Origin of the sequence: Citrobacter sp. S-77 (assembly GCF_963864895.1) — a bacterium.
Lineage (GTDB): Bacteria > Pseudomonadota > Gammaproteobacteria > Enterobacterales > Enterobacteriaceae > Citrobacter > Citrobacter murliniae.
Genome location: NZ_CAWLWU010000002.1, coordinates 3,908,943 through 3,934,083 on the forward strand (window position 1 = coordinate 3,908,943; position 25,141 = coordinate 3,934,083).

21 protein-coding genes are annotated in these 25,141 nt (G+C 47.6%); 6 read left to right on the top strand and 15 right to left on the bottom strand.

The genetic code is table 11. The features are described 5' to 3' along the window. Window positions 1-4: 4 nt before the first annotated feature. The 5 genes from AACS05_RS19150 to AACS05_RS19170 all read right to left on the bottom strand — a co-directional run bounded on the left by AACS05_RS19150 (window position 5) and on the right by AACS05_RS19170 (window position 6,136). Window positions 5-1,555: a hypothetical protein gene (locus AACS05_RS19150; RefSeq protein ID WP_045447075.1), complete on the bottom strand. Its 1,551-nt coding sequence runs from the start codon at window positions 1,553-1,555 to the stop codon at window positions 5-7. A gap of 120 nt (window positions 1,556-1,675) precedes the next feature. After that, the gene (locus AACS05_RS19155; protein ID WP_045447077.1) at window positions 1,676-3,091 is read right to left on the bottom strand and encodes a YlbE family protein; all 1,416 of its coding nucleotides are present in this window, start codon (window positions 3,089-3,091) and stop codon (window positions 1,676-1,678) included. Further along, window positions 3,091-4,638, bottom strand: a complete 1,548-nt coding sequence (fdrA, locus tag AACS05_RS19160; protein ID WP_045447080.1) for an acyl-CoA synthetase FdrA — start codon at window positions 4,636-4,638, stop codon at window positions 3,091-3,093. Before fdrA ends, AACS05_RS19155 begins: the two co-directional genes overlap by 1 nt. Beyond that, a complete protein-coding gene (locus tag AACS05_RS19165) occupies window positions 4,616-5,491 on the bottom strand; it encodes a DUF2877 domain-containing protein (RefSeq protein WP_045447083.1) in 876 nt (291 codons plus the stop codon). Before AACS05_RS19165 ends, fdrA begins: the two co-directional genes overlap by 23 nt. A gap of 39 nt (window positions 5,492-5,530) precedes the next feature. After that, on the bottom strand, window positions 5,531-6,136 hold the full coding sequence (locus tag AACS05_RS19170) for an ankyrin repeat domain-containing protein (protein ID WP_045447086.1): 606 nt from the start codon (window positions 6,134-6,136) through the stop codon (window positions 5,531-5,533). 385 nt (window positions 6,137-6,521) lie between these two features. On the opposite strand from AACS05_RS19170, the gene AACS05_RS19175 reads away from it, so the two are divergent. Continuing rightward, window positions 6,522-7,451, top strand: coding sequence for a LysR substrate-binding domain-containing protein (locus AACS05_RS19175; protein ID WP_045447089.1), 930 nt, complete (start codon window positions 6,522-6,524; stop codon window positions 7,449-7,451). Between the two features lie 69 nt (window positions 7,452-7,520). Here the strand turns inward: AACS05_RS19175 and AACS05_RS19180 are convergent, their stop codons facing one another. From AACS05_RS19180 to pgaA, 6 genes are all read right to left on the bottom strand, one after another. Continuing rightward, on the bottom strand, window positions 7,521-7,793 hold the full coding sequence (locus AACS05_RS19180) for a GNAT family N-acetyltransferase (RefSeq protein ID WP_045447092.1): 273 nt from the start codon (window positions 7,791-7,793) through the stop codon (window positions 7,521-7,523). A gap of 11 nt (window positions 7,794-7,804) precedes the next feature. Beyond that, complete coding sequence (gene yjdI, locus AACS05_RS19185) at window positions 7,805-8,035, bottom strand: 4Fe-4S mono-cluster protein YjdI (protein ID WP_045447095.1); 231 nt, start codon at window positions 8,033-8,035, stop codon at window positions 7,805-7,807. A gap of 190 nt (window positions 8,036-8,225) precedes the next feature. Beyond that, a complete protein-coding gene (pgaD, locus tag AACS05_RS19190; RefSeq protein ID WP_045447097.1) occupies window positions 8,226-8,732 on the bottom strand; it encodes a poly-beta-1,6-N-acetyl-D-glucosamine biosynthesis protein PgaD in 507 nt (168 codons plus the stop codon). Further along, on the bottom strand, window positions 8,729-10,063 hold the full coding sequence (gene pgaC, locus AACS05_RS19195) for a poly-beta-1,6-N-acetyl-D-glucosamine synthase (RefSeq protein ID WP_045447099.1): 1,335 nt from the start codon (window positions 10,061-10,063) through the stop codon (window positions 8,729-8,731). The genes pgaD and pgaC overlap by 4 nt, the downstream gene beginning before the upstream one ends. After that, on the bottom strand, window positions 10,060-12,081 hold the full coding sequence (gene pgaB / locus AACS05_RS19200) for a poly-beta-1,6-N-acetyl-D-glucosamine N-deacetylase PgaB (protein ID WP_045447101.1): 2,022 nt from the start codon (window positions 12,079-12,081) through the stop codon (window positions 10,060-10,062). Before pgaB ends, pgaC begins: the two co-directional genes overlap by 4 nt. 9 nt (window positions 12,082-12,090) lie before the next feature. After that, window positions 12,091-14,553, bottom strand: a complete 2,463-nt coding sequence (gene pgaA / locus AACS05_RS19205) for a poly-beta-1,6 N-acetyl-D-glucosamine export porin PgaA (protein WP_045447104.1) — start codon at window positions 14,551-14,553, stop codon at window positions 12,091-12,093. A gap of 1,126 nt (window positions 14,554-15,679) precedes the next feature. Between pgaA and AACS05_RS19210 the strand changes: the two genes are divergently transcribed. From AACS05_RS19210 to AACS05_RS19230, 5 genes are all read left to right on the top strand, one after another. Next, window positions 15,680-17,164, top strand: a complete 1,485-nt coding sequence (locus tag AACS05_RS19210; protein ID WP_223307010.1) for an EAL domain-containing protein — start codon at window positions 15,680-15,682, stop codon at window positions 17,162-17,164. An 89-nt stretch (window positions 17,165-17,253) separates the two neighbouring features. Then, complete coding sequence (locus tag AACS05_RS19215) at window positions 17,254-17,616, top strand: helix-turn-helix transcriptional regulator (RefSeq protein ID WP_045447111.1); 363 nt, start codon at window positions 17,254-17,256, stop codon at window positions 17,614-17,616. 558 nt (window positions 17,617-18,174) lie between these two features. Beyond that, window positions 18,175-18,516: a DUF3302 domain-containing protein gene (locus tag AACS05_RS19220; RefSeq protein ID WP_045447114.1), complete on the top strand. Its 342-nt coding sequence runs from the start codon at window positions 18,175-18,177 to the stop codon at window positions 18,514-18,516. Window positions 18,517-18,518: 2 nt separating this feature from the next. Continuing rightward, window positions 18,519-19,655 (top strand): HlyD family secretion protein, encoded by a 1,137-nt coding sequence (locus AACS05_RS19225; RefSeq protein ID WP_045447118.1) that lies wholly within the window; start codon window positions 18,519-18,521, stop codon window positions 19,653-19,655. A gap of 91 nt (window positions 19,656-19,746) precedes the next feature. After that, window positions 19,747-20,667: a LysR family transcriptional regulator gene (locus tag AACS05_RS19230; protein WP_045447121.1), complete on the top strand. Its 921-nt coding sequence runs from the start codon at window positions 19,747-19,749 to the stop codon at window positions 20,665-20,667. A 41-nt stretch (window positions 20,668-20,708) separates the two neighbouring features. Here AACS05_RS19230 and AACS05_RS19235 read toward each other — a convergent pair whose 3' ends face one another. From AACS05_RS19235 to tnaA, 4 genes are all read right to left on the bottom strand, one after another. After that, the gene (locus tag AACS05_RS19235) at window positions 20,709-21,017 is read right to left on the bottom strand and encodes a LysR family transcriptional regulator (protein WP_045447124.1); all 309 of its coding nucleotides are present in this window, start codon (window positions 21,015-21,017) and stop codon (window positions 20,709-20,711) included. 455 nt (window positions 21,018-21,472) lie between these two features. Next, entirely contained in the window at window positions 21,473-21,997 is a 525-nt protein-coding gene (locus AACS05_RS19240) for a SphA family protein (protein WP_081918222.1), read from the bottom strand. Between the two features lie 96 nt (window positions 21,998-22,093). Continuing rightward, window positions 22,094-23,344 (bottom strand): low affinity tryptophan permease TnaB, encoded by a 1,251-nt coding sequence (gene tnaB, locus AACS05_RS19245; RefSeq protein ID WP_045447127.1) that lies wholly within the window; start codon window positions 23,342-23,344, stop codon window positions 22,094-22,096. A 110-nt stretch (window positions 23,345-23,454) separates the two neighbouring features. Then, window positions 23,455-24,870 (bottom strand): tryptophanase, encoded by a 1,416-nt coding sequence (gene tnaA / locus AACS05_RS19250; protein ID WP_045447130.1) that lies wholly within the window; start codon window positions 24,868-24,870, stop codon window positions 23,455-23,457. Window positions 24,871-25,141: the final 271 nt, after the last annotated feature.

Here is a 25,141-nt window from a genome sequence, read left to right on the forward strand (position 1 = left end):
CGATTCAGGTAGTTTTCGTTGGTTCCTGCTCAGGCGCAGTTACCGCTTCACGGCTGTCGAGAACATGTTTGATGACAAACATGCCGCTCATCATCAGGTAGGCCAGAACAAACATCATCGAACTGCCTTCCGCAAAGCCAACCGCCGGGGAGTGGATCACACCAAACAGCGACAGCAGTGCGCCGAAGGCTGCGGCAACCGCACCGCGCAGTGGCTTGTTCATAATGGCGAAGATAGCGACACAGCCCCACAACATACTGGCCAACGGCGCGCCGCTTCCCAGATGAACCAGCCCGTCGTAATACACGCCTTTGCTGTGCAACAGATTGCTACCCAGTTTCGCCGCTGACGTTCCGGCCGCGCCCATCACGCTGTTGACGATGGTCAGCGCCCAGTTGGCAATCCATGGGAACAGACAGATGAAGATGACGGGGACCTCGACTTTGGGCGTTTCTCGTACCACCTGATTGGCGGTCACTACGCCGATAAACACCAGGATCGGCACTATCGCGGTCATCGGAATAATGGCGAGCATAAACGCCCCCAGACCAAACAACGGCACCAGGAACATGGTGATACCCGATGCGAGGGTATAACCAATACTGGCTCCCATCGCTTTCCAGCCCGCATGTCCAACGTAGACTGTGACCGGGAACGGGTTCCCCAACATACAGCCAAGCATGGATGCAAAACCGTTCGCCATCATGACCTTACGGGTGTTGTACTCATCTCCCGCAGCGTGCGCACTTTCAATATTCTCAAGGTCAAAAATATAGTTCGCCAGACCCAGAGGAACCGCAGAAGCCAGATACGGCAGCGCGTGCGGCAGGCCTTGCAGGAAGCTGTCGACATGGACTTCCGGCGGGTTAAAGCCAAAAGAGGACATTGAGGCTTTGATCGCTTCAGGGCTTTGCAAGCCGGAGATCCACGCCAATGCCGTACCGGCAATCAGCAGCAGCAAACCGGTAGGAATGCGGGCAAAAATCGGTTTCTTACCAAACCAGTTAATGAAGATCAGCAGCAGGACGATGAAAGAGACAGTTGGCGCTTCAAATGCCTGCAACATCGGGTTCATTGCCAACAGCAACAGACCCAGGCCAGATAAACAGGAAAGCAGCACTGTGCGCGGTATCATTTTGCGGATGGTCTCACCGAGGAATGAACCACCGACCAGGATCAACGCTTCAACAAAGCACCATACCAGCGCTATCTGAATAGCGAAGTTGGCGTCTTTCGTTTGCTGATACACCGGCATTAGTACCAGGAAGGTCACAGTAAAGATCGACGGTGCGCTTGGCCCGGACGGCAGCGCCGTCACGTCGTTACGCCCGGTATGTTTCGCCATCTGCAAGCCAAACCAGGCATAACAGATGCTGGCCACCAGCACCGCCAGACCAAAGGCGGGTGCAATTCGGCCGTAGACAATTTCAGTAGGGATCCCGACAACAAAAATGAGTAGCCCCATCATTGTCAGCAGGTTAGTCAGGTTGTTGGTCATCAGCCCGAAGTAAGCCGCCCAGTCACCACGTTTCCATTCTAGTTTTATGTTGTTCATGGAATATCCTTTACAGGTTAAGCATCGTTTGCGATCACGGAGATCGCCCAGCCCTGCAGGTAAGCAACGTTTTTCTCTTCGCTACCGTGGGGCTAACGGTGTTAGCCCCTGTGGTTGTTATTAGCAGTAGTGGTCACGCCAGTTGAGGATCGCCTTTTCAAAGCAGGCGAACGGCGGGTGTACTATTCCGGCGCCGATCATGCCGATCCCCGCATCTTTGTGCGCAATGGCGGTGTTGATCACCGGCAGAATACCGGTGCTGCCCACACGCGTAATGTCGATCGCGGTTGGCACGCCCATAAAACCGAGCAGCGGAATGGTGACGTTTGGGTTTTCACCGAGGGTGATTTCACGCATCTGGCGGGAGAAGTCGACGGCTTCTTCAACCGTACCACCCACCAGCGCCACGATGGCTGGTGCGGTGGCCATCGCGAAGCCGCCAATACCGTAGGTTTCGGTAATGGCGCTGTCGCCGATATCACGCCCGGAGTCTTCCGGCTTATAGCCCGCGAACATCGGGCCAATCACCTGCTGTGCCGGACCGGTAAACCACTGGCCCGGTAAGCCGCTGATACGCAGGCCGAACTCAACGCCATTACGCGCCATCGTCGTCACCACCGTGCTGTATTCAATGCCGTGCGCAGCATCCATGGCGGTTTTACACATCGCCATCCACGTTGGACCGGAGAAATAGTCGCTGCTGAGCACAAATTCGAACACTTCACGTTGTTGCTCAACCGGATAGCCGGTCTGGATAATCCACGGAGTCAGTGCCTGAATTAACAGTGCCGTACCGGCGTTGTTGCGGTTATGGCACTCATCGCCCATGTGCAGCGCCTGTGCCAGCATCAGGCGTAAATCGATTTCACCCGCCAGTTTCATCGCATCACGCAGCATCGGTCCCATCACATCACGCATCCAGTTAAGGCGATCGATAACGCTTTGATCGTTCGCTCCCATGCGCAGGATCTTTGCCATCTGCTCGCTCATATTGGTATATGCGCGGTTGCCGTAAGTTTTGTTCTCCACGATGTGCATGAACATCGACGCGGACGTTACGCCCGCCATCGATCCCACGCAGTCATGTTCGTGGCACGGCGAGAAGTTAATTTCGCCCGAAGCGGCAAGCTCGGCGGCTTCATCCAGATCTTTCGCCAACCCTTCAAATACCAGCGCGCCGGTGACTGCACCTTTCATCGCACCGCACATTTTTTCCCAGCGGATCGGCGGTCCGGCATGCAGAATCGTGTTACGGGTCATTCCAGGTACCACATTGATGGCCTGGTCATAGCCAATCAGCGCCGGATGCGACTTAATAATACGTTCCAGCGCCTGCTGGTTAGCGGCGGCAATCTTGTCTGCCAGCGGTGAATCAGCAATCTGATCCAGTGCCGCAACCACCTGCATATTGCCCTGGCCTGGCGGTGTCCAGTCGAGTTGAGTAACGGGCACGTTCTGCTTTTTAAGGTCATCGCTGAACATCGCGATACCGACGTTAATCACATTCAGCGGCTGGTTAAACAGTGTCTGGCTCATCAGGCTTCCTCCCCTTTACAGATAAATTCACGCGCCAGCAATCCGGTGTTGGTGCTACTGCTCGCCCAGATAACGCCGGCATCAGTCAGCATCTGGCACTGTTTTTCCAGCGATGGCGTATCCAGGTCGGTCCCCAGAACATAGCCGAGAATTTCCAGAGGACGACCGTCAGCGGCAGCGATGGCTTTCGCTTCATTGATCGCGTCGATCATCACGCCAACCGGATCTTCATGCGATCCAAATCCAAGGACGAAATCCATCACGATCACGCCGACTTCAGGATCTCTCGCTTCCTGCAACAAACGACTGATGCGGTTGGTCGGATCGATCATTGGATGGGGCTTGCCGTTGGTGAAATCATCATCACCAAAATCAAGGAAGGTATGCGCCACACTACGGTTGAGATCCTGCAGGCGGAACGCCGGGTCCGGATGAATGTTGCTGTACACCTCGGCATGTTTTTCCATGGCGGCAAACATCGCTTCATCACACAGCGTGCCGCCACAGAACAGTCCGCGAATATACTTTTGCTGCGGCGTCAGACGGGCGCGAACTTCTTCAATCAGCGGCCAGTTGAGCGGATGCAGATCAAGACTCTCTTTTTTCACGCCACCCAGCAGCACTGCTTTCAATGCCGCTTCTTTAGTGCCGCGAGCGAACTGCAGACCCTCTTCGTCCGCAGGCGCAGCTTCACGTCCGAGGAAACAGACCACCACCGGTTTAAAGCAGGCGCGCGCACGTTCCAGCACCTTACGGGCTACCGCAGGTGCTGGCGGTTTAGAGATCAGCGCAATGATCTCAGTTTGTGGATCGGCCTCCAGCATACCTATCGCATCGAGCATCATCAGGCCGCCAATCTTCTCGCTCAGATCGCGTCCACCGGTGCCGATCAACTGGGAAATGCCACCGCCAAATTCGTGAATGCGCACACTGAGCTCCTGACTACCGGTGCCAGATGCCCCAATAATGCCGATATTGCCGCGACGCACCGCGTTCCCAAAACAGAGCGCCGCGCCGTTAATAATGGCGGTACCGCAATCAGGCCCCATCATCAACAACCCTTTTTCATGCGCCAGCTGTTTAAGAGCCAGTTCGTCATCAAGGGAAACGTTGTCAGAAAACAACATTACGTTGAGGTTGTTTTGCAGCGCCTGACGCGCCTCGCGGGCCGCGAACAGACCATTTACCGATATCACCGCGAGGTTGCTGTCGGGGACATGTTTTTTAGCACTGGCGAGCGTGGCATAACGTGCTTCGTGCTGCCCACCTTGTTCCTTATGCGTGAACAGTTCCTCTATCGCCACCAACGTTTGCTCGTTCGCGGCCTCACTCGCACCTTTAATGACAATCATTAGATCGCCACTCTTTGCCTCTTCCAGCTCAGGCGTAAGCAGACCGAGATTCTTCAGCACGCCCTTGTTCATTTCCGTTGCCATCGCCACGAACGCCTGCTCCACACCATCAAGCTTATTAGCGCGCGTAGAGATAGACATCAGTGAGACAGAATCAAAATACGTGTTCTTTTTAACAACTATCCTGATCGACATAATTCCCTCCGGACCGTTGGCTCAGGGCGCAGGCATCCGCCATGCCGTACAGCATGTCGCAGCCAGAACTTGAGCCGATATTTTTAATGTCAGTAATAATTTTCGTAGCAACGTGTGGTTGCTCAGTAATAATATGGGTCACCAACCGCGTGACACTTTCCCGATAACGTTGATGAAACGCCTCTTCCAGCGTTATTTTGCTGAGTAAGGTTGTGTTATTTCCGGCAATCTGTAATGCCGTTAAAAAATCTTGTCGATACTTATTCAGCGGATGCCCACTAATAAATAAAATTGTACTCAGGCCTACTAAATAATCATCAGACGATGGCGTCAGCCCTATTCCAAGACCAATTAAATCGCTGACCGCAACACAGATATTTTCTCCCGTACTCAGCGCCGTTATTAAACTTTGGCGGCGCAGTTGTAATTCACGAGTAATTTCCTGGTAAAACGGATTATCCCCCTGGTACAGAAATAATGTGTCGTCGCGATTAAGCTGTTGGCGGATAACCTCTGCCCAGTGGCGCCAGGATATTGTGGTGAAGCGCTCTGCATCTGGCGACCCACGAGGCATTTGCCACATCAGGCAACCAGAGGTCTCTATCCATTTATCATAACCAACAGCGATCCCTGACTGCGTAAAACTCACCGGCTCACCGGGTTGAAACAGATCTTCGCAATGCGTCAGCGCCAGCCGACAGCTGTTAGGCGCGTTATCGCAGCACTCACTCAATAACGTAAACAATCGCTGCTGTTCCGGTATGAACAGGTTCACCGCGCGGGAAAAAACCTGTTCAACTCGCCCCGTTCCCCGATACGCAAGAAACGCGCCGTCTGCAGTTAGCGCCCGCACGCATCGCCGTGATGGCGTGGCGATAGTGGCGCTCCTCTGTCAGGCTCCGGCGGCAATCAGCAGCTCGGCGATTTCATGGAACCCTTTCTCCCGCGCCAGCTCCAGCGGGGTTTTACCGTATTTATCCGTCATGTGCGGGTTGGCGCCATTGTCGAGCAGCAGCTTGACGATTTCCTGCTGCTTCGCGCCGCCATCATTAAGTACGATGGCTTCCAGCAACGGCGTCCAGCCGACAAAGTTGGTATGGTTTACATTGATATCGGTACGCTGCAGTAATTCACGTACGATCTCAACGTGACCTTTTTCGCTGGCTGGCGTAATACCAACGCCGCCAAAACGGCTCAGTCGTTCGAGATCGGGATTGGCAGGTAATACCGTACGCAGCAGCGTTAAATCATTAGTCAGGCAGCTAATCAGGAAGGGGTTAAAACAAGTTTGATCTTGTTTATTAATATCGGCACCGGCGTCAATCAATAAAGAAACGCAGTCATAATGCTTATTCAGGCTGGCAATAATTATGGCGGTACGGCCCTGGCGGTTAGTGGCATTAATATCCACATTATTTGCCAGACAGGATTTTAATCCTTCGGCATTGCCCTGTTCTGCCGCCAGCAGAAATTCAGTAATGAGTTCTTTCTCTGACATAATCGCTCTCCTGCAGTTTTTTAGACTTTTTAAATATCCGATAACCTGAGAATAGCAACAGAGTACGGAGAATAACATCCGCTTAAATTTCATTCATCGTAAGTGAGTCGATTGTTGAAACAAATTTAATAATGAGAACAAAATGTGCTGTAGTGCAATCTTTCTCTTATGACTAACGGTCTTTCAGCTATTAATCAGTCATAGGGGAAATAAAGCGGTATGCTGCACGGATAGCGGCCTGCAACTAAAACACAGAAGTGTGATTGCCTTCAAATCAAATGTAACCCTAGTGTTAAATTCTGTTCAAAACTGATTGCTCTCCATAAGGATTACAAATACATTCAACAATCATCGTATCGCGGGTTGTGGACTCAGGGGAGAAGGAATGAATTCAATATTTACCGAGGAAAACCTGCTGGCGTTTACGATGGCTGCCCGCTACAGCAGCTTCAGCAAGGCCGCCGAGGAGCTGGGTTTAACCACCTCCGCCATCAGTTATACCATCAAGCGCATGGAAATGGGGCTGGATGTGGTGCTGTTTACCCGCAGTACCCGCAGCATTGAGCTGACCGAGTCCGGGCGCTATTTCTTTCGCAAAGCGACAGACCTGCTCAACGACTTTCACGCCATCAAGCGCAGCATTGATACGATCTCCCAGGGCATTGAGGCTCGGGTGCGCATTTGTATTAATCAACTGCTGTATACCCCGAAGCATACCGCGCGACTGTTACAGGTACTTAAGAAACAGTTTCCAACCTGCCAGATAACCGTGACCACGGAGGTCTATAACGGCGTCTGGGATTCCATCATCAATAACCAGGCCAATATCGCCATTGGCGCGCCAGACACGCTACTGGACGGTGGCGGGATCGATTACACCGAGATTGGCGCGATCCGCTGGTCGTTCGCCATCGCACCTGATCACCCGCTGGCCTTTATGCCTGAGCCGATTTCAGAGAGTCAGCTGCGTTTGTATCCGAACATCATGGTAGAAGATACCGCGCACACTATTAACAAGAAGGTCGGCTGGCTGCTGCACGGGCAGGAATCAATCCTGGTGCCCGATTTTAATACCAAGTGCCAGTGTCAGATCCTCGGCGAAGGCATCGGTTTTCTACCCGACTATATGGTGCGCGAAGCAATGGAAAAATCGCTGCTGGTGACGCGACAGATCCATAACCCACGCCAGGATTCGCGCATGCTACTGGCGACCCAGCACTCGGCAACCGGGCGGGTGACACAGTGGATTAAAAAGGAGTTTGGCCCACAAGGGGTACTGACGGGGATTTATCAGGATCTGCTGCATCGGGAGTAATATGCCCGATGAGGGGAACTATTGTGGACGCACCGGATGCGCGTTGCGTCATCCGGTGAAAAGTAAAACTCAGGCACGAATGTCGTCGTACTCGCGAGTTTTATCAAACTCATGTTTGGCAAACGGACAGAGCGGGATCACTTTACGGTTTTCGCGGCGCATTTTTTCCACCACTTTCTCCACCAGCAGCTTGCCGACTCCCTGACCTTTCAGGCTGGGGTCAACATCAGTATGTTCAATGATGCTCAGATGTTCGCCCGTCGGCACGAAGACAATCTCAGCAACCTGATTGCCCTCGGCATCGTTAACATAAAACTTGTTGTGCCCTTCAAGAATATCCATGGTCTTCTCACTCATTTCTGGCGATATTTAAGCGCACCGCTCGGACAGGTATCGATAACCTTAATGACCGTCGCGACATCAACTTCATCCGGGATGATCCACGGTTTACGTTTCAGGTTAAAAAGCGTCGCGCTTCCCCGCACACAATTACCCGAATGCTGGCATATCGCCGTATTGAAATAGACATCAACCTTCTCGCCGGTATAGGCCCGGTAACCTGCTTCCAGTAACTCTTTATCCACGACATTACCTCAGTTATTTTTATTGTCCTGGGAGTAATCATAGACCCAGGCGAGTCTGAAGGCTGCTGCTGGCGGCAGAAATTGTCGCAGATTAGCTCCGGCACACGGTTACGTTCACCTCATGCTCTTCACTTCTGTGGAACGATACAACCCGTGAACGTAATCCAGTCCAAGGGTCAAAGGTTCTCTGTCACCGGTTCATTTCTTCGTGCAACCGTTCCCTGGCTGACGGTAGCATCTCAAGCATTGCAGGTGTTGGCGGCGGCAAGCGGTTATCGGCAATATGCCTGTCCACTTCCACATAGTCGATTTCACCATTCTCATGGTGATGAACCGTAAGCACCCTCGCCTTATTCAGCTCGGTAACCAGTTCTCGGGTAATTCGCAAACTTTCTGCCAGCTCATGATCTTCAAGCCCAGGCCTGCGACTGCGTCGTTCCACACGAAAGCGATACTGGTTGTACTTCGCCCAGCCAATGAGCACCAGACCGTTTATCAATGCGATCAGGATGTAAAAAGTGACCGTATCCAGAGTTGTGAAAAACGGCCTCACGCCCATAAAGGGTGAATGAGCCAGTGCCGTAATCAGCCCTTTATAGATCAGGTACAGAAATCCAACCCAGGCAAAAAACGTTAACAGAACGTCTATTACACGTGGCAGAAGTCGCTGTTCGGTAAAGATGAGTGGCTGGCTCATGATTCTATCCTCCCAATTCCACGGTCAGGGCTTACCCAACGCGCTCTGCCGCGTTTGCGTTTAAGCATCACTTTGGGGAAAGCGACCAGCGTGGTGAACAGACTCAGCATCCAGTACACCACCGGGAACCAGATGATCCAGAACAACGAAGCGCCGATACCTTTTTCATAGCGCCGTTCAATCATCAGACTCACCGCAAACTGCAGCAAGCAAACCACGCCGAGTATTAGCCCGGTAAATGCTGGCGGGAACAGGTTTTGCACGTATAGCGAGTCTGGCATTGGGAAAAATAACCCGCAAAGGAACAGCACAATGCTGACCGCATAGGCAAATGACCAGGCGGTAGAAAAACAGAACTCAAGGAACAGCGGCCACATGCGGCGAAATTCCCAAGACCACAGGCGACGCATGTTAACAATAAATACTTCCGCACCACCTTGAGCCCAGCGCAGACGCTGTTTCCACAATCCTCTTAACGTTTCAGGCATCAGGATCCAGCACAGTGCTCGTGGTTCAAAGAATACTGACCAGTGGCGCAATTGCAGCTTCCAACTGATATCGATATCTTCAGTGATCATGTCCGGGCTCCAGTACCCCACCTCAGCCAGAGCACGACGACGAAATGCCGCAATGACGCCAGAAACGGTAAAGATCTGCCCATAGACTCGCTGAGTGCGCTTAATCAAGCCGATAATCGAGGAGAATTCACCGACCTGTACACGACCAATTAACGTGGAACGGGTACGAATGCGCGGGTTTCCGGTCACCGCCCCGACACGCGGGAACTGTATCAACGGGGCGACAATATAGGCGACGGCATCGCGATCCAGTAAAGCATCACCATCAATGCAGACAAGATAATCACTGCGGGCCGCCGCTGCGCCGGTCCTGAGCGCCAGGGCTTTCCCCTGGTTCTCGGCTAAATGAATCACCCGCAGGCTCGGGTATTCCGTTGCCAGTTGTTCAAGCACGTCGTGCGTGTCATCTGTCGAACCGTCGTTAATGGCAATAACTTCAATATTTGTATAACGCTGCGCCAGCGCTGCACCGATCGTTTCACGCGCATTGATCCCTTCGTTATAACAAGGGATCAAGATCGAAATCAGCGGATTTCCTTCAAGCGTCGGCGGCGGTGTTTCCTCTCCCCATTTCCAGTGGCGTTCACGGTAAAACCAGAAGTAAACCCCACCGCTTATCCACAAAGCCGACATGAACAAGGGCCAGAAGAAGACGAAGTTCAGCATCACTTCACCTGTAAAAACGACAGCCACGCCAAACGGCAGACTGAACATCAGGCAAAGAATCAGGAAAGCAATAATGCGATCGGTCATTTTTGCGGGTACCAGTATGATGAGAACGTCGAGCGAATCTCTGACATCTCGGGTTTGTCGCTGATGAAATCATCCGGGTAATAACCATAGTTACCCGCACCGCTTAACTTAAGCTGGCGCATCCACTCGGCTATTTGTTTACCGCTGATTTCGGCCTGTTCCCCGGACTTACGCCAGTCTCGTGCTTGCAGTTCAAACACGGTCTTATCCAGCGCTCCGGGCGTTTGTGCAACGGCATTCACCAGTCTGTCCAGCCAGGCGTTGGCATCATTGGCCGGAATATTCTCCATCAATGGCATTGCCATCGGTGCTGTCCAGTCATAGGTATTGAGGAAATCATTCAGGTTCTGCGCGAACCAGGCTTCACTTTCTGGTTCCAGCACCGGCATGGCGTAAATATTGCGTGCGGTTTGTACCTGTGGGCCGCGAATATTACGTACCGCGCGGGTCAGTTCCTTTGTAAAGTCGGTCAGCATCTTACTTTTCAGGCGAGTCCAACGTTCGAATGCCTGAGGATCGTTACGAATTTGCTCAATACTGCCCGGAAGGCCTGCGGCACGGTATGCGGCTAAAGCCTCCGGCGACGCATCTTCAAAATCCGTCAGGAAAGCATCATCATGGAACAGAATCCCTTTGAAACTGGCATGCTTCGCCAGATCTTCATAAATCTCGGTGATACGCTTACGCGCTTCGCTATCCCAGGGAGAAAGACGAACATACTGCTCACGATTAATCGCGCTACGTCCGGTTTTCGGATCCCATGCCGTCACGCGTGGAATAGCGTCGTCGAGACCAAAAGCCAGCACCGGCATCCAGGCATAAACGGTAACCCCTGCCCGCGTTTGTAATTGCCAGGAGATATAGTTAAAGAGATCGGCACGCATCGGCAGCCAGCGGTTAGGGAAATAAAGCTCGTGAATATTTCCGTCACCTTTTGGATCGGCATACGCCTGCAGGAAAACATGAGAAATACGCATGTCATAGACACGCTGGATCAGCTTGTCGATATTTCTACGTTGTTGGGCAGGATCTTTGTCATACACATAATCCAGATCGATATGCATAACGCGCATCGTCTGAGGTTCACGCACCTGGCCGACCTGGCTGGCAAAGCGCTTAAGGGATGGGTTATCAGATATCAGAACACGGGGGATATCATCCAGAAACGCGGCATTTGCCAGCCCTTCGTTGAGCGTAAACGCCATCTTGTAACCGTGCTCTTTGGCCAGACTTAATGTCGTGCCATTGGCTGCGCCATAAGGCCAGACCCATGCGCGTGGCGATTTCCCGGTTACAGATTTTATTTTGTTTGTGATTAAAGAGATATCAGTGTTAATACGGCGATTGTACTGTTCGTCCGTTTCGTAAGTGCCGGTCTTTTTATCGTACAGACGGTTTGCCACAGCAGGTTCTTTACTTCCCTGCGGGTTCGCTTCACCACCGAAATGCGATGCCCATGTATGCGCACCAATTTCAACCAGCGGCGACTTCCCCATTTCCTCGACCATTTTCCAGGTGGCAAATTTGTCTCGCGCCGTCATCAGCCCACCAAAATCAACTTTTTTATTGGCGGGAGAATCAACCCAGCTGCCCACCGGTGCCCACAGTGCTGGCCAGTTATAGGCTTTCAGCAGCGGCCACACGCGGGTATAAAAACTGCTATAACCATCATCAAAGGTGAGTAATACCGCTTTTTCCGGCAGCACGATTTTCCCGTCATGCGCATCCAGAATTTGCTGCACGCTGATCGGGTTATAACCGTTGTCACGTAGCCATCCCATCTGATCGCTCAGCGCACTGGTACGCACAGAGAGGTATCGCTGATCTGCCGCGCCGTCCTCTACATCGTGATAGCCCAGCACCAGGAAGCTATTTTTCGGCCATGGATGATCAGCAGCAAGCGGAGATCGCTCCGCCGGAGGAACGTAGCGCGGGGTCGTATTGTGCGCGCTACTGCACGCAGTGATCATCAACCAGCCAGCGATTAATGCGCTAACCCATAGGCATCTTTTAAACATGTACAGTCCTTAAAACCTGACATTCAAATCGAAAGCGAGGGAGATATTCCGCTCACGTTTACCGTCGTAGGGGCGTTTATCCCACACCAACATCACCCCGCCATCCACGACGTTGTTCCATTTAAGCCGCTGTCCGTATCCCACCTGAACGATGGCGCCCACGTCTTCACCTTGCTGCCAGTAGCCACCTACGCCAGCCACGCCTTGCTGCGTCCACACAGTGTCATAGTGGCGGTAAAGAACCTGCTCTGCGGCAAGCCCTGGTACAACGGAAAAATCACTCTTAGGGTTGTAATACGGCACATTCTCTTTGGTGTTGGTACTTCCGCCGATGCCCGGTGTGAAGTCCAGCGTGAAGCGCGGCGTCGTCCACATGCGCTCTTTTCCGCTCAGCCCGTACTCGATACGATCGTTACCATCCGAGAAATGTGAAGCGGCAAACGACAACTGATACTCTCGTCGTTCATTTTGATACCAGCGGACAAACATATCCCCGCCGTTTGCATACACTCCGCTACGCAGCGCGCGCAGCGGGGTATTACGAGAAAGACGCTCCGCCGAACCGCCGACGCGCCAGTTATCATTAAAATCATGCCAGGCTGAAAGACGCCCACCAATTTTCTGACCATCACCATAGTTACGGCCCGAAACTTCCATTTCCGCCCAATAATCGCGTGAGGTCCATTCCGCACCGGCAGCCAGGTCACGGTTGATACCCTTTCCTTCTTCAAATTCCCCGGTGGCAAAGTTAAACCCGGTAAACAGTCGCCAGTTGTCATTAATCGGCGGACTGTAAATTGCGGTATTGATGTTGAAGTCATTCTTACCACTGACCGGGCTATCGGAGGAAATCCCCTGCGTGCCGCTGATCCGCAGCTCTGACATTTTGTGAACATCGCGTATGCGGGCCAGGCGCAGCGTTGCTTCATCATCCGGGCTACGGGCAATGACGTCATCGGTAAGTTCATCGGCCTGCCGCCATTCCTGAAGATCCAGCGCTACATAGGCCTGCTGGCGTTCCAGCTCCAGGTTGCTTGGCTCAATAACTTCGGCCAGTTTAAGCTCTTTCTCTGCAGCTCGAGGCAGACCACGGGCTTCAAGCACTGAAGAATAGGTTATACGCAGCCCCTGGTTACCAGATCCCGTGCGCGCCAGATGTTCCGCGAGTTTTTCTGCCTCAGGCAATTCATTAGCAGCAATGTGATATTGCGTGAGCAACGTCTGACCAAGCAGCCAGTTATCGTTAGGCTGTGGCGTAGGTGAACCATAAATCCGTCGCAGATACGGACTCTCTTTGATTAAATTGTCGACCTGCTTTTTGGCTGCAGCAAAGTTTTCATTATCAATATGCGCATAAAAAAGATCCTGCTGATCTTCAGGACTGAGAGGAGTGACTGGAAGCGGTCCATGCGGATAGTAGATGCTCATCAGCATCGCTTCGGTTTTTTCCGGCTGACGTTCGCTTAGCCACGCCGAAGCGACCCAACGTTTCGCATAGTTAGGCACCTCCCCGCTCGCTTCAAGTGACTCATATTCTTGAATCACTTCGGCAGTACGCTTGCGCACCAGCAAAGCGCCCATACGGTCAATCCTTGCCCGGCGAACATCATCCTGAGCGGACGGTTCATCTTTCCAGGCCGCGAGCAGTTGGGCATATCGGGCAAGCGCTTTATCTGCCACGATAAAACGTTCTTCTTCATTACGCGCGGAAGTATATGAGGAGCGAACGATTTCTGCTGCCGCATCAAGTTCAAGACGACGTTTAACAGGATCTGACGTCGGAACCACCTCCGTTAGCCCTAACGCAGGCCCGGATACACGGTTAGCTGACAGGGCAGATAACAACGTAGATTTTGCATTTTTGTTGCTCGGATCGATATCATTGGCCTGGCTGGCGACTAACAATGCATCCCAGTTTTTCCCCTGCGAATGGTATACATAGGCCACCAATGCATCGGAGTCAGCTCCCGGGTGCGCCTGCGCCCATTTATTCGCTTCGGTGAGCGCCTGCTGATTGTAGCGAGCATCTGCAAGCGTCATTATCCAGCCGGTACGTACATCCACGTTATCAGGATCTTCCTGCAAAACGTTTTCCCAGATGGCTAACGAATCATTCCATTTTTTCTGATTGCGAAAAGCCCGTGCAGCGGCGATTTGCCCACGCGCAGGCACAGCCATCTGCCCACGATATCGCAGCCAAATATCAATCGTTTCTTTATCGCTGTTATTAGCCCAACTGGAGACTTGCAACCAGTCAGCGACCTGATTTGGCGTTAGTGAGGATTTCTTTTCCTGTTCCTGAAGGTAGCGCATGAGCGGCGCACTATTACCTTCACGAGCTTCAATAATCAAACCGTCATAATCAGATGCTGCCGCAGAAGTTTGAACAGGAAAAAGAACGCAGGCCGTAAATAAACAGGTTACAGACTTAAAGCTTTTAATGAAGTTGGTATGTCGACGCATACTGAACATATCTGCCCTTATGTCTTACATCAGAGTAAAAATAAGCGTTTTCAATAAGTTAACTTAATTTCTTAACGATTGTCGACCATCTTATATGCACTACCGCTTATTTCGTAATAGGGTTGCAAACCATTTTAATTCTTTCGTCTTATTGACTACCTGCGCCTCATCCTCTAGTTACCGGAATGGGGCAAAAACTCATAAATTTTAACACTCAGCGTACACCGTGGCTACATGATAAGAAAACCCTTAGGCAAAAAAAGTATTTTAGACCAGAATATCCTAATACTCTTGGGATCGAATTCTGAACTCGCTTTAAGACCAGGCGGAAAAGTTATGTAACTCAGTTTACTATTACTTTAAAATATAAAAACACAACGTAATTGTATGCCTGTTAACTATTAAAAGAGTTTATCCCTTTCAGGGGGCCCGGCGCCTTCATCTATACCATTATCCAGCAGTGTACCCATCATGACAGCGCTCATGACGTTACATGGAGTGGTAACCAGTATGAGTCAGCGAGGAAACATCCATAATAATGAAATAACGAAAAGTATTTTCTCGCCATTGAGACGAAAGTGAATAATAAATGCCTACAAAATGCAAAAACAGGCCCTTAGAATATCTGTATTAATATTATCAACAGCTGTTCCGGAAGCATCCTGGCTATCAATACCGATTAATAATTGCAAACCACAAAAATCAATAATGATTTATATTATTTAAACTTTAATATTATTTAAAACAATTATAATAATGAGATATTTTTTAGCATGTAAAATTCATCTCATTGATAAATATGGGTATTTTACAAACAAATTTATATATAAAAAAGAATGCGCCAGTGCATATAATACTGATGCTTTTACCTGCTTAAAAATTATAGTAGCGTATTAAGCCCGAAATAAAATATTCTACAGGAAATTGAATATAATATTCTTCGCTGACCGTTCTTATAACCGCAGCTAAACCAGTATCACTGAATAGCAAGGGTCGTCATGTACTTCTAAACGACACTAAAATCTGGCACCACCTTCTGGTGACGTAACAGTAAAGCTAAAGCGCAGTTCATGTAGGGTATAGAGGTAATGTCATGCCATTTGGTCTGTTAAAGAAGCGTCAACTCAGGTACCGAATGGTTCGCACCATACTTGTGAGCCTGCTTTGCATCCTGTTGGGACTCATCAGCACCTTCTGGCAGGCGGCAGCAAATCTCAAACGAACCACTAATATCCGGATGACAAATGCCCGGCAACTGGTGGAAGGAACGCTGGACAGTGCCAGGCATGCTGCTTACGCCGTAAAAGACAATCTTGGTCGGCCCTGCCTTGAGTCTGTCGCGATGAAGCTCAGGACGCAGGTAGCGTACTCGCAGAATGTGCGCAGCGTAAACCTGGTACAGGGGAATAAAATCTATTGTTCATCTCTGTACGGTAGCAATGAAGAAAATATTAACTTTGATAGTTATACCAACGGGATGCTCTACCTGATGAGCGACATGCTGGTCAGGAAAGGACAGCCACTGATTATCTACCGAATGGTTGTCGGTAATAACAGTATTGTGGTCCGACTCTATGGCGAGAGGATCCTTTCCGAACTGAGTGTCATGAGCATCAATTTACCCCTGGGCCTGGTTGTTGGACAACAGCAATGGCAGACTCCAGAGATTCCTTCGTTCTCCCCCGGTACGTCTGGTTATCTGGAACAAGCCTCGACCAGATATCCATTCCGGATAGTTACGGTGATTTCCGCTGCCGATTATGCCCATTACTTCTGGATGTTCTCACGATTCTCTCTTGTTTCCTGGGCCTTGCTGGCCGCTATTCTTGGTTTCAGCGCATTTCGCTGGACAGGGCGACAGATAACTGCAGAACATGAATTACATGAGGCTCTGGAATTGCAGGAATTTATTCCTTACTTCCAGCCAGTGGTATCCGCAGAGCATACTCACTGGGTCGGTTGCGAGGTTCTAATGCGCTGGTCACATCCAACGCTCGGTATCATCCCTCCAGACAATTTCATTCCTCTGGCAGAAAGCTGTAACCTTATTATGCCGATGACTCAGGCGTTGATGGTTCAGGTACGTCAACAGTTTTTACCATTAATACATTTACTGCCGAAGGATTTTCATTTCGCTTTCAATATCAGCGCCAGTCACTTAAGAAATTTCAATCTGGTGGAAGACTGCCGGGTATTCATCCAGGCATTCAGGGCTAATCCTGTTAAGCTGGTTCTGGAGTTAACTGAGCGGGAATTACTTGTTACAGATGGTGTGACAGAAAGGTTGGTGGCAGAACTGCACAAACTGGGTGTGCTTATCGCTATCGATGATTTCGGCACCGGCAATTCCAGCCTTAAATACCTGCAAAACTTCGAGGTCGATATTCTTAAAATCGACAAAAGCTTTGTCAGCAATATAGGTATTGATTCGCATTCTGTTCATATCATCGACAATATTATTGACCTCGCCCGCCGATTACACCTGCAAACGGTGGCGGAAGGAGTAGAAAATGAAATTCAGGCAGCTTATTTGAAAGCACACAACGTTACTTTTCTGCAAGGATATTTATATGGTAAGCCCATCCCCATGGAGGATTTCACCAGACAATTTTATTCCTGATGTTGAATAGTAACATCAAAACGTAGTCATCATACCGTGCAGAGACACTCGCCAGTATATAAACATCTCGATGATAGAGGTAAAAACATATGGAATGTTCAAAAAATAATTTATTTACCAAAGAAGTATCTAACCAACTGATTATATTTATTAATGAAAGACGGAAAGACAAGTTACAGATTGACGATCTGGCTGCTATTTCTGGCTTTTCAAAATTTTATCTGCAATCTTTTTTTAAAGCTCATACCGGGATACCACTTGGCCGTTTCATCAAGGATACCTACCTTAATCATGCAGCTCATGAACTCATCAACTCCCAGAGCACTATTCTGACTATTGCTTTAAATGCCGGATATGGTTCTCAGCAGTCATTTTGCCGGGCGTTTCGTAAAAAATACAAAATAACGCCCAATGAGTTAAGGAAATCAGGTGCGACACATAAGATTTTATAATATGAAGAGTAAATATATCACTGATTATTTACAGCGTATGACGCTGGTGTCTTTAATAATTTCAAAACAATACATAAAAAAAGACCGCACGGGTGGCGGTCAAAATGACACTTCAAAAATATAATTTTATTTCTTAGACACATTCATGCTTGTTTCATAAATATCATCAATGTAATTTTTCTCCTCACTTGAGATACCTTATAAAACATTTTCAATATAAAACCAAAAAGTTCACCATGCAATTTATTTATAAAAATTAAGTTCCATTTAATGGAATCATTCCATAAATCTAAACGATTAATGCTAGCGAGACTAAGTGAATAAGGTATCCTACATTCATTAATGTATGTACAAGGCATTTTTAAACAACCAAAAGTCACTAAAACAGCCACTAAAACAACACAAAATAAAAACGACGCATCAGGTTCATTGCCTTAAGAAGCACAAGCACGCTGTCCTCAGCGTACTATTCCCTGGAGACGCCACGAAGGGGGAATACGTCAATAACCAGAGAGGCGAGCTTAGTTTTACCCAACCGACGAAGGGAGGAGGAATAGTATGTTCCTTAATTACTTTGCACTTGGAGTGCTAATCCTGGTATTCCTGGTAATTTTTTACGGTGTCATCATCATCCATGATATTCCTTACGAGATCGCCAAAAAGCGAAATCACCCGCATGCCGATGCCATACATGTCGCTGGATGGGTAAGCCTGTTCACTTTACATGTCCTGTGGCCATTCCTATGGATATGGGCCACGTTGTATCGCCCCGATCGTGGATGGGGAATGCAGAACGCACAGCAACCACAGTATGAAAATTTGCAATTACGTATTGCTGAACTTGAACGGCAATTCAAAAAACAACAACACGCTGACTCAGATAACACTCAAGGTAATTAATTGTGGATTTATTAATTATTCTGACTTACGTAGCCCTGGCATGGCTGGTCTTTAAAATATTCAAAATACCGGTCAATAAATGGAGTATCCCAACAGCCGCTCTGGGCGGGATCTTTCTGGTTGGGGCACTGATTTTGTTAATGAACTATAACCACCCATATACCTTTAAGGCACAAAAAGCGGTGGTCTCCATTCCTGTTACGCCACAAGTGACAGGTATTGTTCGTACCATCACGAATAAGTCAAACCAGCTAATTAAAAAAGGTGAAGTCCTTTTTGAACTGGATCCAACGCGTTATCAGGCTCGTGTTGCGCGACTTGAGGCCGATCTTGTCACCGCGATCCATAGTGCCGACTCGCTGCAATCACAACTGGATGAAGCCATCGCCAATACGTTAACAGCAACTGCACAACGTGACCGGTTATACAAAGATTACCAACGATATTTACAGGGCAGTAAGGCAAAGGTGAATCCGTTCTCAGAAAGTGATATTGATCATGCCCGGCAAAACTACCTCGCTCAGGATGCAGCAGTAAAATCATCGGTTGCCGAACAAGCACAAATCAAAAGCCAGCTTGATAGCATCCTCAACGGCGAACAATCACAAGTTGCCAGCCTGCGCGCTCAACTGGCAGAAGCAAAATACGATTTGGAGCAAACCGTTGTCCGTGCGCCCAGCGACGGCTACGCCACTCAGGTATTGATCCGTCCCGGTACTTTTGCGGCAGCGCTGCCGCTGCGCCCGGTTATGGTATTTATTCCCAAACAAAAGCGACAGATTGTGGCGCAATTCCGTCAGAATTCATTGTTGCGCCTGAAAGCTGGTGATGAAGCAGAAATCGTTTTTAATTCGTTGCCCGGCCAGGTCTTTACAGGAAAACTGGCTGGAGTCCTTCCCGTGATCCCTGGCGGTTCTTATCAGGCCCAGGGGACGCTTCAATCCTTGACTGCTACCCCAGGGAGCGAGGGGGTTCTCGCTCTTATCGATCTGAATCCAGATGAGAATATTGATGCATTACCAGATGGCATATATGCGCAAGTTGCGGTCTATTCGGATCATTTTTCTCATGTGGCCATTATGCGTAAAGTTTTACTACGCATGACCAGTTGGATGCACTACCTCTATCTGGACCATTAAGCCGTTCATTGTGCCTTGTTGATATCGGGTAATTATATCAGGACGTAGATCATCTACACTGAAAGCAAGGCACTATCCTCACAGAACAGCCATGATGAAACAATTAAAAATCAGAGATTTAAAAATACTCCTGGACCTTGTTGAAACGAAAAGTTTCAGTCTGTCTGCTAAAAATGTCGGCCTGACCCAGGCCAGCATCAGTAAAAGTATTGCGGCAGTAGAAGAAACGTTAGGAATCAAAATAATTGATCGAGAGAGTCGTCCGGTCAGGCTGACTGCATTCGGGGAAACTCTTCTGCCTAACATTAGAAAGTACATTATTGAAAATGATGGACTCTTTGAACTAGTCGACCATTATAAGAAAGCGCCATCTGGTGAAGTTAATATTTTTTCTCCTTCCGGTATGCAGGCTTATCTTGCAGAGAATATTCTGCCGCCATTGTTTCAACGATTCCCCGATTTGAACGTGACAATAACAACATCCAATCACTATAACGCGGACTACTTTAAGGGCGTGAGCTTTAATAACTCCTGTGACATGCTCATATCCTATTCCCCACCACATAATCAGAATCTGATTGCCCGAAAAGTAAAGCGGATACGGATGGATGTTTTTGCTACCCCAGCGTTTTTTGAACATCACCCTTTCACGACGCCAGAAGAGTTATCTCGCCATCCTTTCATTTTATTAAGTTCGATGGCCAATAACAGCTATGAAAATGCGCTGGAGTTCACCCATGAAAAAACGGCTGAAGTGAAATCAGTCAACGTCACGGGGAAACTAAAATTTGACAATATCTATACAGCCATCAACTGCTGCAGAAATGGAATGGGATATATGGTGACATCCCATCTACTTCTCAAAGACACAAGCGGAATAATGTCTGTACTTCCTCCAGAATGGGGAGTTTTTATTGATTGCTACGTTATTTACAGAAACCGGAAAAATCTTCCGCTACGAGTACAACTATCGTTGGATTATATAATTGAACTAATGACAAAAGAAAAATGAGATGCCTGTAGATTTACTCTGAGTGATAATTAAGACAATGCTCATTTAAAAATCGTAACTTTTCGAGGATCATTGCTCATAGCCACAGAAAATTTCAAAAATGTTTCTCCGATCATTTTATCCAGTTCTACCGCATATTTCGTCGGGCTCAGGCAACGACCTTCTCTCTCAAACAATGGAACGGGAAAGTAAGAACAAAAGCGTTTGAGCATGATGCTAACTGTTGGCGCAGAACAGTTTAATACCACACTAGCATTAAAAATTGTCTTATAACTCATCACCGCAGAAAAGTAGAGTGCTGAATTTAAATCAATGTTCTTTATACATTCAAAATCATGTTTTTCAAGCATACTTATACTCTCAACGCTATCAATATTCACTTGATCAGTGTCTCATATAACAATACAAAAAATAAGTATTTTAAATTATTAATCAAATAATCACTAACACTATAAGTGTTAGTGATTAGAGCCATATAGTTCTGGAAAAGGTTAAGTGACCAGGTGACTTATTTCAGATAAACCAGTGATTTTAAACAATAACTCCAACTCATCAGATTAATTAAACTATTTGATAGACTACAATAGTTTTCATATTGCTATCTTTATTTAGAAAAAGGCCGAATCCAAGAACAGTTCACAAAGATTACCAAAACCACAAAAAAGATAAACAATTAAAAGATACAAAACAGTGAATACTATTATTCCAAAATTAGTATGGCTCTGGGCTTGCTAGCATGCAGGCTCTTTTTCAACGAACCGAAGAACGACTCAGACACCACGTACTATTTTTGAGAATATGGTTTTCAGAACGGAATAGTCGCTTTTAGATATAGCTGGGAGCCGACTGGCCGATTGCGAACATTCGTTTCCTTCTGCCATTTCAATATAGGTAACCAGTTCTTATCGTTGGCGTCACGGACAGAAGGACCAACTGAAAATGCCCGCACCTTTGCCTGCGCTGCATTAGGCCCGTCATCATCCGTTGTTTGAATGAAGTTATAGCCACCAAGACCAATCACCCAACCATTGCCAAAAGCCCATTCCAGGGCATAATCGGCATGAAACGCCTGACCTGAACGCGTACGGGTCTTACCATTGCGGAAATTAAAGTCGTACATCATTTTGATATCAGCATTGACGCCTTTTTGAGGGATATAGCTGATCGCCCATACCGGTTGAACCACCCAGTAATTTCGCCCCAGGCTGGAAAGATCAAACTGGTTATAGTCGCCTGTTGGCACATACATATCAAAGCTCAAAACATAGTGAAGATCCCGGGTGGGATGAAAGCCCAATGCAGTACCCAGCGTGATATCCCCTAACCCCATTGATTCTATTTATCTGTAGGAAATTTGAAGCAATGATTGTGTGTAATAGTAAAATCAGGACAGGTTTCATAAAAACCTGTCCGTCACGAACTCAAATTACACCAGTTTTGGTAAAATATTCAGTACGTTACCAAACCAGCAAAAGATAACGACAATGCCAAAGATAATCACTACGGCTGGAATAATGCGCCCACCCCATACTGTAAACATCTGATTGGGAAATTTTTTACGTGACTTCAATGCGAGTACCGCAGGAATAATAACAGCCCATATCGTTGCACATAACCCTGCGCCACCTATCCCATAGATAAAACCGTTAGGAAATAGCAGATAAAGCAGTGTTGGTGGCAGGAAGGTAAGAAGGATTGTTTTAAAACGACCAGTATGTGAGTTGTCAAATTTGAATAAATCAGCAAGAAAATCGAATAATCCCAGCGTCACACCAAAGAAAGAACTCGCCACTGCTAAATTAGAGAAAACGAGTAAGCAGAACTCAATCATGCCACTCTGATTTGTCCCAAGAAATGATCCTACCAGAGCATCAACATTTCCACCGGAAGCAATGATACCTTTGAAACTCTCGCGCGGAATATTCCCCATTGTGCAATACAGCCAAAACAAATAGATAACCAACGCCAGAAAAGACCCCAATACAACACTTTTTATTAATTTATCTTTTCTCTTCCCATAACAAATGATAAGACTGGGAATATTACCATGAAAACCAAAGGATGCCAGACATACTGGAACCGCCATAAATATATAGAGGAAGTAGGAATGACTAGTTTCATTTACGCCACTGATACCACTTAAAATTGAGTAATCGACCTGAAAGAAAAGTGAACCAAAAACAATAACGAAGGCAATGATTTTTATACCGAGAAAAAGCGAAGTAATCCGACTCGCAGCTAGCGAACTAAACCATAACACCCCGGCCACGAACAGAGCGGTACAAACACCTATAATTCTGGGGTTAACATGTTCTCCTGAATGCATAGATATCGTTTCACTAATAATAGCTCCGTTTGCTGAAATATATGCATACGTTAATATGTATAAAACAAAGGCAACCGTAGCGCCACTAATGATATTCCATTTGTTACCAATTAGATCTTTAGTAATAGTATTAAAACTGGAACCCACTGGATAGTTTAAGTTTGCTTCCAGTAGTAACAATCCTGAGTGTAACATTGAAAACCAGGAGATTATTAATATAAACGCGCCCCAAAAAAACCAGGCACCTGCAAGATCAACGGGTAAAGCAAACATCCCTCCACCAATTACGGTTCCGGCAATAACCATAATTCCCCAAAAGGATGAATGCTTTGAACTGGAATTTTCTTCCATGCGAGCCTCTTATCTTGAGTTATATATCTTCATTGTCATGTCATTTTTATAGAGCGAGATAGAACATGAATGGCCATTAAATATGGCCATTCATATTCGGTTGCTAATTATCAGATTTCTTTCAGTCGGGCAGTAAAGTGACGCAGAACTTTAGGTTCGTAGGTGAATGTTAATCCTTTAATATTATTGGCATTTTCTTTCACATGACCAAACGCCTCAATAATAAAGTCCATATGTGATTGCGTATATGTAGCGCGTGGAATGGTTAAACGGAGCAATTCTGCCGGACAAGGTAATTGAATCCCTGTTTTAGGATCTCTTCCCAATAAGAACGAGCCAATTTCAACAGCCCGAATCCCAGCAACTTTGTAAAGCTCACACGCCAGGGCCTGTGCAGGAAACTGTTCGGCAGGGATATGAGGTAACAACTTTCCTGCATCCACGAAAGCGGCATGTCCGCCCGCCTGCTGACAGATGACACCAATGGCTTCAAGGCCATCAACCAGGTACTGGATCTGTGCGATGCGATATGCCAGCCAGTCCTGATTCATACCATCATAAAGACCAACGGCCAGACGCTCCATTGCCCCGCCTTCCAGACCACCATAGGTTGGAAAACCCTCCTGGACCACGCAAAGTGTTCTGCATTCGGTGTAGACATCAAAATAACTGTCATCTTTAATGCATAACAATCCGCCCATTGGCACCATTGCATCTTTCTTCGCCGACATAGCTAACATATCAGCATATTTATATGTTTCGCGGGTTATGTCTTCAATGCTCCAGTCTTTATAAGCGGCTTCTCTTTGTTGGATAAAATATGCGTTTTCAGCGAATCGCGCTGAGTCCATTACTACCGGAATGTCGTACTTTTTCGCTAACTGGTACGTTGCTTTCAAATTTGCCAAAGATACCGGCTGACCGCCTGCTGAGTTGCATGTAATAGTGGCAACAATATAGGGGACATTATTTGGACCTACTTCCTGGATTCCTTTCTCCAGTTTATCAAGGTCAAAGTCTCCTTTAAAATCACAACGAACTGAAGTATCAAATGCTTCTTTGATATAAACATTACGAACGGTACAGCCATTTATTTGACTATGCCCTTGGGTGGTATCGAAGAAATAATTTGAAAAAACAACCATTTTGCTTCTGTCGAGTCCTTTTTCCTGCTCACGTTTACGAATTAATACAGGAATATAAATCTGCTCGGCCCCCCTTCCCTGGTGCGTTGGAATAGTATAATGATATCCAAAAATATTCTTCACTGCCTCAGCAAGTGCATAGTAACTTCGACTTCCGCTGTATGCCTCGTCTCCCCGTAGCATTGCGGCTTGCATATTTTGGGTAACTGCGCCTGTACCACTATCTGTCAGCAAATCGATAAATACATCTTCACTGTCAAGCAGGAACGGGTTCATCCCTGATTTGAGAATGGCATTTTCACGATGATCCCGTGTTGTACGTTTTACGGGTTCAATAACACGAATACGGAATGGCTCTGGCAAATGTTTGAAGTTATTCATGGAATAGTCCTATATTAGATAAAAGACATGTCAGCCTGCAGCAACTCATTAAACATGAATTACCGATATAATTTATTTAAAACCCGCAAAATTAGTCCATGGAGATATTATTAGCACACCAAGCATTCCCTTATCGCAGGCCTTTTTCAGGCATACAGACAGAGAAACGTGATTGTGCAGACAATAATTTATGGATTATTCAGGGCATGCAAAACAGACAGATTTTTTAATCTGCTTCTGTCCTTCATTGCATTTATAAAGAGGAAGGGAA